This is a genomic window from Flavobacterium sp. FlaQc-30 (assembly GCF_044005885.1).
Taxonomy (GTDB): Bacteria; Bacteroidota; Bacteroidia; order Flavobacteriales; family Flavobacteriaceae; genus Flavobacterium.
In genome coordinates, this window is the sequence record NZ_JBIPCO010000006.1 from 178,136 (window position 1) to 193,306 (window position 15,171).

Annotated in this window: 7 protein-coding genes and 1 pseudogene; 2 read left to right on the forward strand and 6 right to left on the reverse strand. The window is 34.5% G+C overall.

What is annotated here, in order from left to right:
* Positions 1-4: 4 nt before the first annotated feature.
* The 4 genes from ACHRV0_RS14740 to ACHRV0_RS14755 all read right to left on the reverse strand — a co-directional run bounded on the left by ACHRV0_RS14740 (position 5) and on the right by ACHRV0_RS14755 (position 7,489).
* Positions 5-1,327, reverse strand: a complete 1,323-nt coding sequence (locus tag ACHRV0_RS14740; RefSeq protein ID WP_129024189.1) for an MFS transporter — start codon at positions 1,325-1,327, stop codon at positions 5-7.
* On the reverse strand, positions 1,314-2,885 hold the full coding sequence (locus ACHRV0_RS14745; protein WP_395441389.1) for a glycoside hydrolase family 10 protein: 1,572 nt from the start codon (positions 2,883-2,885) through the stop codon (positions 1,314-1,316). The genes ACHRV0_RS14740 and ACHRV0_RS14745 overlap by 14 nt, the downstream gene beginning before the upstream one ends.
* Positions 2,886-3,133: 248 nt before the next feature.
* Positions 3,134-4,411 carry a RagB/SusD family nutrient uptake outer membrane protein gene (locus ACHRV0_RS14750; protein ID WP_395441390.1) on the reverse strand — a complete coding sequence of 426 codons (1,278 nt, stop codon included), beginning with the start codon at positions 4,409-4,411 and terminating at the stop codon, positions 3,134-3,136.
* 15 nt (positions 4,412-4,426) lie between these two features.
* A complete protein-coding gene (locus ACHRV0_RS14755; protein ID WP_395441391.1) occupies positions 4,427-7,489 on the reverse strand; it encodes a SusC/RagA family TonB-linked outer membrane protein in 3,063 nt (1,020 codons plus the stop codon).
* A 220-nt stretch (positions 7,490-7,709) separates the two neighbouring features.
* Here ACHRV0_RS14755 and ACHRV0_RS14760 point away from each other — a divergent pair, with 220 nt between their 5' ends.
* Positions 7,710-8,459: a DeoR/GlpR family DNA-binding transcription regulator gene (locus tag ACHRV0_RS14760; RefSeq protein WP_129024185.1), complete on the forward strand. Its 750-nt coding sequence runs from the start codon at positions 7,710-7,712 to the stop codon at positions 8,457-8,459.
* A 111-nt stretch (positions 8,460-8,570) separates the two neighbouring features.
* Here ACHRV0_RS14760 and ACHRV0_RS14765 read toward each other — a convergent pair whose 3' ends face one another.
* Positions 8,571-8,804 carry a hypothetical protein gene (locus ACHRV0_RS14765; protein WP_395441392.1) on the reverse strand — a complete coding sequence of 78 codons (234 nt, stop codon included), beginning with the start codon at positions 8,802-8,804 and terminating at the stop codon, positions 8,571-8,573.
* Positions 8,805-9,357: 553 nt separating this feature from the next.
* On the opposite strand from ACHRV0_RS14765, the pseudogene ACHRV0_RS14770 reads away from it, so the two are divergent.
* Positions 9,358-12,264, forward strand: a pseudogene (locus ACHRV0_RS14770) (FAD-binding and (Fe-S)-binding domain-containing protein).
* A 321-nt stretch (positions 12,265-12,585) separates the two neighbouring features.
* Here ACHRV0_RS14770 and ACHRV0_RS14775 read toward each other — a convergent pair.
* Positions 12,586-14,745 carry a DPP IV N-terminal domain-containing protein gene (locus ACHRV0_RS14775; RefSeq protein WP_395441393.1) on the reverse strand — a complete coding sequence of 720 codons (2,160 nt, stop codon included), beginning with the start codon at positions 14,743-14,745 and terminating at the stop codon, positions 12,586-12,588.
* Positions 14,746-15,171: the final 426 nt, after the last annotated feature.

The window sequence follows — 15,171 nt, forward strand, 5'->3', positions numbered from 1 at the left end:
GAGGTTATTCTATTTTTTTACCGAAATCTTTCGGGAAATCTAAAAATCTAGAAAGTATCAAACCTGGAATTGTAGCTAATAATACCCAGATAAAGAAATTCTCGTAGCCTAAATATTTTTGTATAAATCCGCTTAACATTCCCGGAAGCATCATTCCTAAAGCCATAAAACCTGTTGCAAGAGCGTAATGTGCTGTTTTCGATTCTCCTTCGGCAACATGTATTAAATACATCATAAAACCTGTAAAACCAAAACCGTATCCAAACTGCTCAAGAACAACTGTTATACAGGTATAGAGATTTAGAGGAGAGTTAATTTCGAAAAAATACAGATTTAAATGCAGATGAAAGATTTCTTCAGGTTGAAAATGAGCTAATCCAATAAAACCAATAATAGGTAAATGCATGGCAAGAAACATAGGAAGCATCCATTTTGTAAGTCCATGTTTAGAGATTGCAATTCCTCCTAAAATTCCTCCAACGGTTAAAGCAAAAATACCCAAAGTCCCATAGATTATTCCAACTGCTTCCGTATCTAATCCCATTCCGCCTAATTCTTTTCCGTCAAGTAAAAAAGGACTTAACATTTTTAGCAGCTGAGATTCTCCAAGTCTGAAAACAAGGATAAAAGCCAGAATTAAACCAATTTGCTTTTTTTGAAAGAAGCTGATAAATACCGTTGCAAAGCTTTGGTGCTGCTGTGCTTTTTTATCATTTTCAGATGCGTTTATTTCATTTTTTGGCGTGAAGATAAAGTTGTAAGCAGTTATAAATGTCATTAATAAACCAACAGCAATCATGGTATAGGACCAAGCTTTAGTATTATCGCCATATTTATGTTCTAGATAACCTGCAAAAAGTACAATTAATCCATTTCCTGCTAACATCGAAAGTCTGTAAAAAGTACTTCTGATTCCGAGGAAAAAAGATTGCTGTTCTTTTGGTAAAACCAATAAATAAAAGCCATCGCTGGCAATATCATTTGAAGCCGATGCAAAAGCAGCGACCCAAAAAATAGCCAGTGTCATTATAAAGAAACCATTGAGGGGAATTGTAAATCCTACGAGTAAAAATGCAATTGAAATTAATAACTGCATCGATAAAAACCATTTTCTTTTGGTTCCGGTCAAATCAATAAAAGGGCTCCATAAAGGTTTAATTACCCACGGGAGATATAATAAACTGGTGTAAACACCAATGTCTTCATTTGAAATTCCTAAGTTTTTGTACATAATTACCGAAACAGAGATAATTACGGCGTATGGCAATCCAGAGGCGAAGTTAAGAAGTGGGATCCAAAACCAAGGAGAGTGATTATCTGTTTTCATTAGGTTGGGCAGGTAAATAGATTTTAAAATTCTTTTTTAAGTCAACAGCGGTTGGAGTGCTTTCATTGGCGTAATAGTCAATAAAGGTAACCGCGCAGGCTTTGTATGGTTTGATTTTTTCAGCAGGGATTGAAAATGAAATAACGCCATCTTTTTCAATAACTCTTACTTTGTCGATTATTTTTGTTGCATCATTAATATCAACTTTTGAAATATGATCACCGCCATAAATTACAATATAACGCACATTTGTATTAAGCGGATTTTTTAAGCTGAATGAATATTTTGTGCTGTCTTTTACAAATTCAGTAACAACAGGCGTATCAATAATAATGTGTTTTAAATTAGGAACGGCTGCAGGAATTGCAGGATATTTATATTGATTTTCTTCTAAAATTCGAGCTACATCAAAGTTTTTATTCATAAACCATTTCGAGCTGAAATAAGCGCTGCCCGAAACATTTTTGAAACTTCTTGCAAAGTCCACCTGCGTTGGAATTTCATTGGCAAAATTCCAGCTTTTATCGCCGTCGCCTCTAATTTTATACGAAGCGTGTCCGATATAAATAGCGGTATTGTTGGAGTTCTCTGACCACCATTTTACCAATTTTGAGTACGAAGCTCTCGGGTTGTTCATACTCCAATATAATTGAGGTAAAATATAATCGATCCACTTTTGATCCATCCATAACAGAGGATCAGCATATAAATCGTCATAGTTTGAAGTAGATTGTGTTTCAGAACCTTTAGGATCTTGTGTTTTATTTCGCCAAACCCCAAAAGGACTAATTCCGAATTGAACCCACGGTTTGCTTTCTTTTATTGTAGTAGAAATGGTGTGTACAAAGTTGCTCACATTTGCGCGACGCCAGTCAGAACGGCTTAATCCTGAACCATATTTTTTGAAGGAAGCGTTATCATTAAAAACTTTTCCGGGAATTGTATACGGGTAAAAATAATCATCAAAATGAATGGCATCAATATCATATTTATCAACGACTTCTTTAACTACTTTAGTTAAATGTTCCTGAACTTCGGGCAAAGCTGGGTCATAATACCATTTTCCGCCATATTCAATCATCCATTCTGGATGTTTGAAAAGATCATGATTTGGACTCAATTGCTGCTTATTTAAATCGAAAGTGGCACGATAAGGATTCAGCCATGCGTGAAACTCAAAGCCTCTGTTATGCGCTTCTTCAATCATCCAAGCCAAAGTATCATAATACGGATTTGGTGCTTGACCTTCTTTTCCTGTCAAAAATCTTGACCAAGGTGCTAGTTCTGTTGGGTAAATAGCATCACCTACACTTCTAATTTGAACAATTACAGCATTATAATTTAGTTTTTTATAGGTATTTAAAATTTCTAAATAATCAGCTTTTTCTTTTTCAACATTATCAATTGATGTTTTTGGCCAGTCGATGTTTACCACGGTGGCGATCCAAACACCTCTAAATTCATTTTTAGGATGCATTACTTTTTCTTGTGAAAAGGATTTCCATCCGAAGAAAAATAAAAATAGTACAGAGAACAGTAAGTGCTGGTTTTTATGCATTTCAATCTTTTTTAACAGAAACCAAAAATAGTTTTTTTAATGGATTATAATAAATAATTCAGAAATTATAATTTGAACGTTATTTATGCGGATTTCTTACAATTGGTTTTTGTTTTTTACGACAGTTTTTACCGATTTTCAGTTTTTGGCAATTACTGTTTGATATTACTAGTTTTTGAGATAATAAATTAAATGTATTTAGTAGATAAAAATCGAGGCGTAACTAAACGCCTCGATTTTAATAGATCTTATATTGCAGGATCTGGAGGTGTATTAGTATTGTTGTTTCTTTCAGAATCTGGATACGGATACCAATTACGGTTTCTTTCTGCACCCGGAGTTCCAGCACCCGGACGATCAAATCTTCTGCTGTCTTCAAGTTTTAAACTCGACATATACATTTCGATACAGCGATTTCTATAAATTTCAGTTAGAATAGCTGGTTTTGTTAATGCTCCCGCGTATGGCGGCAGATTTGCTCCAATTCCGTAAGTATCACCGGCAGCAGTTTTAGTCAAAACTTTGTTTAATTCTATAACGGCTTGAGGCAGATTGTCTTTTCTAGCATAAGCTTCTGCTGTAATCAGTGTCATTTCGCCTGGTAAATAAACAGGAATCGGCTTAAGATTAGTATCAAAAAAGCCAGTTGCAACTGTAGGATTTGAACCCGGTTTAATGTAGAAATTTAACCTTCCGTCAGAACTAGAAGGAGCTAAAGAAGCAGGCAGACCTAATGTTAAATCAACAGGCTGAAATACATTGTTTGTAGTTATAGAAATATAAGCAATTGGATTTGGGCTAATTTGATCGAAAGCAAATACAGATTTTACTGCAAGATCAACTTTGGCAGCATATGCAATGGCATTGTCATAATCTCCAGCCATTAAATAAGTTCTAGCTAAAAGTGCATAAACTGTGTTTTTGTAATTAACAGTGCTTACTAAACCAGTAACTCCAGTTGCTTTGTCTAAAAGAGGTTCTGTAGCTTTTAGAATTTTTATAGCTTCGGCTAAAACATCAGCTCTAGTGTCAAAAGTGGCATTTTTTCCTGTTTTTAGAGGAACACTTTGAAAATACTGAACCATTGTAGTTATTGCCATTGCTTTGAAAATAGTAGCGTGAACGAGAACGCTCGCTTTTTCAGTTTCGGCAGTTAAAACATCAATATGATCAATAACTTTTTGCGATTCTGACTTAATCACAAGACATTGCGACCATAGATTATTTACTACATTATTTTTAGTAGAAAGTACTTCGCCGCCCACAGAAAGTTCACCTTCGTCAACATTTCCTGCATTTAGCAGTCGGAGTTCTTTTGTTGTAAATCCGTTTCCAGTAATAGTGTTGTAAACAGGGCTGGTTCTGTCAATAGTCCAAAGTTGCTGCAATCCGTTTGCAGCACCAATAATTCCTTCTCTAGAACCAAAAACTAAATCCTGAGAGGGTTTGGTTGGATCTAAATACTCTTCGTTGCAGCTTATTAAAAGTGTTGCAAAGGCTACTATAGGGATGAATATTTTTTTCATAATATTTTTATTTGATTAAAATTGAACTTTTACTGCCAATGAGTATGAACTAGGAATTGGCACTGTTCCAAAATTGTATTTCGCCACCGAAGATTGTCCGCCAGAATTTGTTTCTGGATCGAAACTCGTAAAATTATCCCATGAAATTAGGTTTCTTCCGCTTGCAGTAATCACTAAATCATCAAAGAAATTATTTAATTTTCCAAAAGAATAGTTTAAAGATACCTCTCTTAATTTTAAGTAGCTTCCGTCTACAACTCTAAATTCTTCGATGTTGTAAACAGACCAAATGTATCCACGAGGCAATTCTCTGTTAAGTTCTTTAGCAACTAATGTTCCAGAACCCACACCTTGTCTTGTTCTATAATCTGCATCAAAAACATCTACGCCTTGTACACCATCAAATAATACAGATAAACCAAATTTTTTGTAATTAATATTTGTTCCGAAAGAAATAATATAATCTGGATTTGGGTTTCCAATTTGTTTGTTCAAAATTGTTCCTGTAGGCTGTCCAGAAGCATCTCTTTGCGGAGCTCCAGTATTTACGTCTCCTTTTTCAGTTTGAGGATAACCAGTTGGTGTAAGTAATAAGCTTCCATCTGCATTTCTAGCAAAGTATGTTCCGTAGAAAATACCAATTGGCTGGTTCATTTCAACAAAAACAGGTGCTCCGGCTAAATTGCTGTCTAGTTTAAAACGCTGCTGTGGTAAGCCGGTTACTTTATTTCGGTTGCTGCTGTAGTTTACAAAAACATCAAGATGCAAGTTTTCTTTTTTGATAAGATCATATTTAAGGTTTACTTCAAAACCTTTATTGTTCATTTGACCAATGTTCTTAATTGTATTTGTAGCACCTTCAGAAGCTGCTAATTGAACAGGCAGTAACAAATCATCAATATCAGCATTGTAATAACTGAACGATAAATTCAAACGATCTTTTATAAAACCAAAATCACCACCTATTTCATAAGTAACACTTTGTTCTGGTTTTAAATCAAGGTTTCCTTGTTTGAAACCTTCAATAGTAAAAGTACTATTTCCTAAAAGTGTTCCTGTAGAGTAATTTGTAAAACGAGCATACGGTTTAATAGCTGTTAAACTTCCTGATTTTCCCCATGAACCTCTAAGTCTCGCTGAACTTACAACATCATGAATACCTTCCATGAATTTTTCGTCAGAAAGGACATAACTTAAACTTGCTTTTGGATAAAACTGAGATCTATTGTCTTTAGAAAAAATAGTTGAAGCATCTTGTCTTCCTGCCAAAGTAATGTATAATTTGTCTTTATAACCAATCGTTTCCTGAAGATAAAAACCCCATAAATTGTATTTTGACTGACTTGAACTTGGTGAACCCGGAATCAAGGTATTGAAAGCATTAATAGTTTCAATAAATGGTTTTAAGTTACGTCCTTCAACAGCAGCAAAATTATCACGATACGTTTGTACGTTGTAACCTCCGTAAGTTGTTGCTTTCCATTTGTCGTTTATATTCCAAAGGTATCTTAAGTTCAAGTCATTATTAAATTGAACCACTCTGTTCGTTGCTTCAGAAACATAACCATCATTATAATAAGCAGGATTAACCACATATGGATATCTCGGAATAAATACATTTCCTCTTTGATTATAATTGTCAATACCAAAAATCATATCGGCATTGAAATTTTTAAAAGGAACATAATTTAATTGTAAGTCCGAAATAATACGATCTGTATTTTGTTTGATTTTGAACGTTTCTATAATAGAAAGCGGATTAACTCTATTAGGATCAACTGCTAATAAGTTTCCGTTAACATCTCTTTTATTAATATCATAAGTATTATTGGTAATATTTATAGCATTAATTGGACTCCAGAAAACGTTTCCATCTGGTTTTTCATTTGAAGCAGAATTAATATAATTTAAACCAACAGTCGCAGATAATTTTGAATTAAAGTCGTGTTTCAATCTTACTTTTGCGCCCGCTCTTTTAAAATCGGTATTTTTTATAATTCCTTCATTTACCAAATAACCAAGCGATGCAAAGTATTTTGTTTTTTCATCTCCGCCTTGCAATGAGAAATAAGTATCTGTTCCAACACCAGTTGTAAAAATGTCATCTTGATAATCGTAACGTTGTACATCTATAGTTCTAGTTTCAAGATCTCTTCCTAATACATTTACAGTAGTTGGACTTTTAGGATTTCCTTGAATAGGGAATAACGCAGGTGAAGCATTTACAAACTGTTTGTTTGAAGTATTCAGATCAAGTTTTTTTCGAATTGAATTAGAAGTTACACTAGTAGAAAAAGTATATCTTGTTTCGCCGGCAACACCTTTTTTGGTTGTAATTAAAACGACACCATTAGCAGCTCTCGATCCGTAAATTGCAGCGGCAGCGCCACCGTTCAATACTTCGATACTTTGAATGTCGTTAGGATTAATATCAGACGATCTGTTTTGACCAATCTGCATATTAGAGTTTCCAGTTGTTACATTTAAGTTCGTTACGTTTGTTGTTGCATTGTTTAAAACAACTCCGTCAATAACATACAAAGGATCCGAAGAACCTAAAATAGACGATGTTCCTCTAAGTTTAATACTAAAACCTCCGGCAGGATCACCTGAGTTTTGAGAAACCTGAGCCCCTGCAATTTTACCTTGTAATGCAGTCGAAAGTCCGCCTGGCTGTGCTTTTATCAAGTCTTCGCCTTTTAAACTGGTAACAGCGTTTCCTAACTCTTTACGAGTAGCGCGTACAGTAGATCCAAGTACCACAACTTCAGAAAGAGTGTTGGTTTCTTCCGCCAGTCTTAGATTAATTACACTAGTGCCGCTGGAAATTTTGACCTTTTTAGTACCAAAGCCAACAAAACTAAAAATTAATGTTTCGTTTTCATTCGCAGAAATGCTGAATTTTCCGTCTAAATCGGTTACGGTGCTTTTGGAAGTTCCTTCTATTAAGACAGAAACCCCAGGCAGCGAAAGTCCGTCAGATTCACTTTTAATTGTACCACTTACGGTTTTTGTCTGAGCAAATATGGGCTGCGCAAACAAAATGGTTCCAAATAAAATAAATAATAGTTTTTTCATATTACAGTATTTGATTAGTTATAGAATCTAAATTTAGAAAAATTTTTTAATAAATGCGATTTTTTGCATCTTATTTAATTTATTATATACAAAATGCATAATAATGCATTTTATTTTTTTGTTTAATCGTTATTTCTGATTTGTAAGCGTGTTTGGTAAATTATCACTCTTAAAACGTGCATAATAATGCAATATATTTTATATTTGTAAAAAAAATCAGATGCTTAAAAGAGAAAGACATCAATTTATCATGGATAAATTTAAGAATGTCGAAAAAATCAATACTATTGATCTCGCTTTAGAATTAAATATCTCTGAAGATACAATACGCAGAGATTTTAATGAATTGCATAATAAAGGCTTGATTAATAAAGTTTATGGAGGCGCTTTTCTAGTAAAAGACAAGCCAAGCAGTGTGTTTGATATTGCTATTGTTAATGAAGATAAAAAAAACATAGTAGGTCAAAAAGCCCTGTCGTTTTTAGTTGACGGACAAGTAATTATAATGACTGGAGGAACTACCAATTTAGCTTTTTGTAAACTTATTCCAAAAGATTTATCAGCTACTATATATACGTATAGTCTGCCCATAGCCATGCAGTTATCTCAGCATCCTAATATAGAACTGATTTTTATTGGAGGGAAATTGCAAAAAAATGCAATGGTAACCGTAGGAATAGACGTAGTGCAAGTACTGTCAAAAATTAAAGCCGACGTTTGTTTTTTGGGTGTGAGCAGTCTCGACGTAAATCAAGGACTTACCGAAATGGGCTACGAAGTTTCAATTATTAAAAAAGAAATGATTAAAGCTTCTGCCAAAGTTATTGTCTTGGCAACTTCAGACAAGATCAACGGCAAAATGCCACATAAAGTCTGCGATCTAAATCAAATAGATGCTATTGTGACAGAATTAAGTCCCAATAGTTCTAAAATTAAAAATTTTGCCGATGCCGGCGCTCGTTTGTTTTAAAGAGTTACGCGCTTATAATTAGAAATCCTTGTATCAGCATCTAAATAAATAGCAATAAAAAAACCTCGATTTATAAAATCGAGGTTCTCTGTTTTTAAGCTAATTAAAACTCTACTCCAAATCCAAATAAGGATTTAAAGTTTCTGCTAATTCATTGAGCCAGTATAAACCGTCTCTTAATTTGGCTATTTCGTTTTGAAGTTCTTCGTGTTCGCTCATAACGCCTAATGCAAGCGTAAAATTTACCTGCCTTAGTGTTTTAGCCATTTCTTCAGGTTCGATTCTGTCGTTGAAAAAATTCAAAAGCCTGATTTCGGTTTCTCTTGAAATTGCGTTTGTACTCATAATCTTTGTGTTTAGGAAAAGAACCCGCACAGCTTAGGTGTCCTACGCCACAAAGTGCGTTGCAGTTGTTTCCAATACTGCCACCATACCGTACGGGCAAAAGTTTTTTTGATATCATTTTTCTTTGTGTTTAGGATTGTAAAGATATCAAAAAAATATTTTAAAGTAAGAAAAGTATTGCGTTTTATGTTTTGAGAAACAATATGTTTTGATGCAGCAAATTTTCTCTAGATGGTAAATATAAAACGTTATTTTGAAAAAAGATAAACTCGGATAGATTTTCAAGCAGTTTGTCATTTCGAGGAACGAGAAATCACACTAGAAACTCCGCAAAGAAGATCGCCAATCTTTCTCGATTTACGAGTGTGATTTCTCGTTCCTCGAAATGACAAGATTGGAGAATTTTGCAGTGTACGCTCAGATTGACAATTGAGTTAAAACCCTAAATTCCAATTTCAAAAACAATAGCAAAGAAAACCTCAGAACCTTTGTTACTATGCCTCTTTGAACCTTAAAAAAATACCTATTTTTGTAACTCAAAAAGAAAGCAATAATGTCGATAAATAAAGAGTTACAAGAACTAGCAGCATCATTAGAAGGTACACTTTTATATGATGATCTTTATAAAACACTATATTCTACAGATGCTTCGGTGTATAGGATTCGTCCAAACGCAGTGGCTTTGCCTAAAACTACGGCAGATATTAGCAAGTTAATTCGCTTTGCAGCTCAGCATAATATTTCGGTTACACCAAGAACTGCGGGAACTTCTTTGGCAGGGCAGGCAGTAGGAGATGGAATTGTAGTTGATGTATCGAAACATTTCACTAAAATTTTAAGTTATGATGCTGAGAAAAAAACAGTTACCGTTCAGCCTGGAGTGATTCGTGATGAGTTGAATTTGTATTTGAAACCATACGGCGTTTTCTTTGCGCCAATTACATCAACTTCAAATCGAGCGATGATTGGCGGAATGGTTGGAAATAATTCATCAGGAACAACTTCAATTCGTTATGGCGTTACGCGTGATAAAATTGCTGAGGTAAAAGCGATTTTGAGCGATGGATCGGAAGTGGCTTTTGGCGAATTGACTTCGGCGGAATTTATCGAGAAAACCAAAGGCGATTCTTTAGAAAATAAAATCTATAAAAGTGTTTACGACGAACTTTCGGTAAAAGAAAATCAGGAAGAAATTATAAAAGAGTTTCCGAAACCTGAGATTCACAGACGAAATACAGGTTACGCCGTTGATATTCTGCTAAAATCAGAAATATTTGGCGGAACTGAACCAACAATAAACTTAGGAAAACTACTTTGCGGAAGCGAAGGAACGCTGGCTTTTACAACCGAAATTACGTTAAAAGTTGACGATTTACCTCCTGCACATAATATTATGGTTGTGGGGCATTATCATACGATTCAGGAATCGCTGGAATCTGTTGTGGTGGCAATGAAACATCATTTGTACACTTGCGAAATGATCGACGACACGATTTTAGATTGTACGAAAACGAATCGCGAACATATTAAAAACAGATTCTTTTTAGTTGGTGAACCAAAAGCGATTATGCTTTTTGAAGTGGCATCAAACACGCTTGAAGATGCCGAAAATCAAGCAAATGCTTTAATTGCCGATTTAGAAAAACACAATTTTGGGTACGCACTCGTAAAAATTTATGGTGCTGATATTGATAAAGCCAACGAACTTAGAAAAGCAGGATTAGGATTGTTAGGAAGTATTGTTGGCGACAACAAAGCTGCCGATTCTATAGAAGATACAGCTGTAGAATTAAGCGATTTGCCAGCTTATATAGCTGAGTTTTCAGCAATGATGTTAAGTCACGGACAGGAAGCGATTTACTATGCGCATGCTGGTGCGGGAGAATTGCATTTGCGTCCGGTTTTGAATTTAAAGAAAACATCTGACCTAAAATTATTCAGAACTATTGCGACCGACGTGGCGCATTTGGTAAAAAAATACAGGGGTTCATTAAGCGGAGAACACGGTGACGGCATAGTACGTGGAGAGTTTATTCCGTTTATGATTGGCGATAAGAATTACGAATTGCTGAAAAGAATTAAATTGGCGTTTGACCCGAATTCGGTTTTTAATATCGGAAAGATTGTCAACGCTTTGAAAATGGATGAAAACCATCGTGTGATTTCGGGCAGAGTAGAACCAGATATTAAAACGTTTCAGGATTTTTCAGACAGTTTAGGGATTTTGCGTGCTGCCGAAAAATGCAATGGTTCCGGCGATTGCCGAAAAATGCCGTCGGCAGGAGGAGCAATGTGCCCGAGTTATCGAGCGACTCGAAATGAAAAAGAAACAACTCGTGCAAGAGCAAATGCTTTACGAGAATATTTGACGTATTCTGAGAAAGAAAACAAATTTGACCAGAAAGAACTATACGAAGTTTTTGAGTTGTGTGTAAGCTGTAAAGCCTGTGCGAGCGAATGTCCAAGTAATGTTGATGTTGCAACTCTTAAAGCGGAATTTTTATACCAATATCAAAAAGCAAACGGATTTTCGACCCGAAGTAAGATTTTTGCCAACAACGCAAAACTGAACAAAATGGGAAGTTTGTTTCCGTCGATCACGAATTTTATTTCGAATCAATCATTGGTTAAAAAATCGATGGGAATTGCGCCAGAAAGACAAGTGCCGCTTTTGGCAAAAAAGACTTTCAGAAAATGGTATGAAAGTAACAAACCAAAAAGCACAGATTTTCCAAACGGAAAATTGTATTTATTCGTTGATGAATTTACCAATTATTACGACGTAAATATCGGGATTGATGCTTTTGAATTGTTGACAAAATTGGGTTATGAGGTTTTAATTATAGATCACGAAGAAAGCGGAAGAACGTATCTTTCGAAAGGATTCTTGGAAGAAGCCAAAAAGATAACCGATATAAATATCAATATTTTCAAGGATTTAATTTCGAGCAATACCCCTTTAATAGGAATAGAACCTTCGGCAATTTTGACTTTTAGAGATGAATATTTGCGATTGGCATCGGATAAAGAAAATGCCGAACGAATTTCACAAAATGCATTCACAATCGAGGAATTTTTCAAGAAAGAAATAATCGACGGAAAAATCAGACCTGATTCATTTTCTGAAGAAACAAAAGAAATTAAGATTCACGGACATTGTCATTAAAAGTCTTTAAGTTCTGTTGAAGCCACTTTTGCCATGCTGAATCTTCCTAAAAATAATACAGTTACAATTTACAATTCGGGCTGTTGCGGAATGGCGGGTTCTTTTGGATATGAAAAAGAGCATTATAAAGTGAGTATGCAAATGGGCGAAGATACTTTGTTTCCAAAAGTGCGCAATACTGCCGAAAATGTAAAAATTGCCGCTGCAGGAACCAGCTGTCGTCATCAAATTTATGACGGCACAAAACGCGAAGCACAGCATCCAGTTAGTATATTGAGAAATTGCTTGAAGTAGCGAGAGAGGTTGACCGTAAAGAATTACGTAAGGGAGAGCTAAGAAAAAAAAGTTTTGCCACTGATTAAAGGATTAAAAAGGATTTTTTAATCTGTGCCTAGATAGTTTTCACGCAGATTTAAAAAGATTTAAGCAGATCTATGCAGATTTTACTATTTCTAAAGTTTAAAAAAAATCTGCTTAATCTGCCAAATCTGCGTGAAAAAATCCTTTTTAATCCTTTAATCTGTGGCAAAAAAAGTGTAATCTATTAAAACGACTAAGCCCCATTATTCCGAAAAATAACAGGGCTTAAAAATGACAAGTTTAAATTCTTGTAAATTATTTAGCACCAGGAGGGCAATGCTCTTTGATGTATTTTGTAAATGTATCGGCAAGATGTTTTGTAGTTCCTTCTCCCTCGTATATGCTGTGTGAACGATTTGGATAAATCATCAAATCGAACATTTTATCATATTTTACCAATTCATTAATCAGAACCTCGGCATTTTTATAATGTACATTATCGTCGCCCGTTCCATGAATGTATAATAAATTTCCTTTCAGATTTTTAGCATGAGTTACAGGCGAAGCTTTTATGTAAGTCGCTTCGTTTTCACTTGGCAAGCCCATATACCTTTCCGTATAAATATTGTCGTAAAAATGCTGATCTGTAACCGCTGCGATCGCAATTCCGGTTTTGTAAATTTCAGGAAACTGAAACATCAAATTCAAAGTTACAGCGCCGCCGCCGCTCCATCTATGAATAGCAACTCTGTCAGAATCAATAAAGTTCCATTTCAAAACTTCTTTAGCAGCCATAGCTTGATCGTGCGTATTGATAATTCCAATGTTTTTGTAAATTGATTTTCTCCATTTTGTACCTTTTAATACAGGAGTTCCGCGGTTATCCATTGCAATTCCAATATAGCCCTCAGGAATTAAAGAAGCAATAAAGGGATAAAAATACGGTTCATCGTTTGCAACGGACGCCATTGGTTCGCCATAGACATAAAAAAATACAGGATATTTTTTAGAAGCATCAAAATTCAAAGGTTTTGCCATAACGCCATCTATTTCGATTCCGTCAACAGTTGTAACTTTAAATTTCTCTAATGAATAATTACGTCTTGGTGCCGAGAATGAATCTGCAGCAGTCGGAAGTATTTTTTTGTGACCAGATAAAGCAACCAAACGTTTATTGTAATCGCGATTGATATTCGAATTTACGTGTTTAGCATATTTAGCATCAGTCGAAAAACTGTACTCATTTGTTCCCTCAAACTCTTGAGGAGTGACGCGTTTTGTTTTCTTTGTGTTTAAATTAGTTTCGTACAAATAACGTTGTGTTGCGTCTTTTGGGCTGGCAATAAAATAAACAGATTTCGTTTCTTGATTGTAAGCTTTGTAGTAAGCATCAAAATTTTCAGTTGTAACAAGTTCTTTCTTTTTGCCGTCGCTGCTGATTTTGTAAATATGCATCCAGCCGTCAGCATCTGAACTCCAAAGAAACGATTTTCCATTATCTACAAACTGACACGGAAAAACATCATATTCTCCTGAAGAAATATCAAATACATCAATCCAAGAATCTGATTTTTCCTGATAGATCAAATTCGCCGTTCCAGATTTAGTATCACATTTATAAATAGAAGCTTGGTTTTGATTTCTATTTAATTGAATAACCATTACATTTTGATTGCTGATCCATTCCATTCGAACTAAATAATTATTATCAGGCTCGCCGGGAATATTCAGCCAGTTTGTTTGTAAAGAAGTAATATCAATTACACCAATTTTTACAGATGAAGGTTTTTCTCCAGCTTTAGGATATTCTACTGGAATCGTAAACGGATAAAGAGCATCAGTATTATTGATCATTAAATGAAACTTCGTTTTTGAAGCATCTACACGCCAGAATGAAATGCTTTTTCCATCAGGACTCCATTTAAAACCATCACGAGCAGCAAGTTCTTCCTCGTAAACCCAGTCAAAAGTACCGTTTATGATTTTATCAGTTCCGTCTGTTGTCAAAGGAGTTATTTTTCCAGAGTTTAAATTTTCCAGATAAATATTATGCTGCGAAACATAAGCCACATTTTCGTTATCGTTAGAAAACTTAGCAAACATCAATGACGACTTTTCTAAGCTCGTTCCCAGTTGTCTTCCTTTTCCAGTTGTTAAATCAAAATACCAAAAATCTCCTTTGGTATTGGCTCTCCAGACTTTTTTAGAATTGGTGAAAACTAACACTTTTGTTTTGTTTTCATTCCAAACCAAATCCTCAATCTCTCCTGTAAAACCAGATTTTTTTAATTGATCATCAGTTAAAATAGTTTTCTTTTGATTTAGTTTATCAACGTCATAAACCTCTATATTATCTTGAGAATTCACCCAAAAAGAGTGTGAGTTTGGCAGCCAATTGAGTTGATTAATATCAATATCTTCTTGCGCAAAAACGCTGGAGCAGATTAATAGAAAGAGTAACAAATGTTTCTTCATTATATAGGTGTTTTTAGTTTGTTATAGTATTGCATTTTGAAGGAGTAAATATAATAAGTATTTCGTTTGTTTAGGAATTAACTTATAAATAGTGTTGAAATTTTGATCTCTTTTTAAGACAATTAACGAAAGAAAGGAAAGAATAGAAACGACATTATTTTAAATTTTTAGACTGAAATATATTTGGATAAAAATAGTGTAGCCTTAATTTACAAATTGGTACTATATTACTATTTAGTAAGCGAATATTATCTTATTTTAGGTTAATATATTATTGTTTTTAACTTGTGTGATTGTTTTTAAGATAAAAATAAAATGGCTGCAGTTGAACAAAAGTGCACTAATTTGTAATAGAAACAAGTCATTTTTATAATAACAGCAGTTTTACTTTACTAAGTAAGTATTTGCTTTTAGGAAAAAACCTAA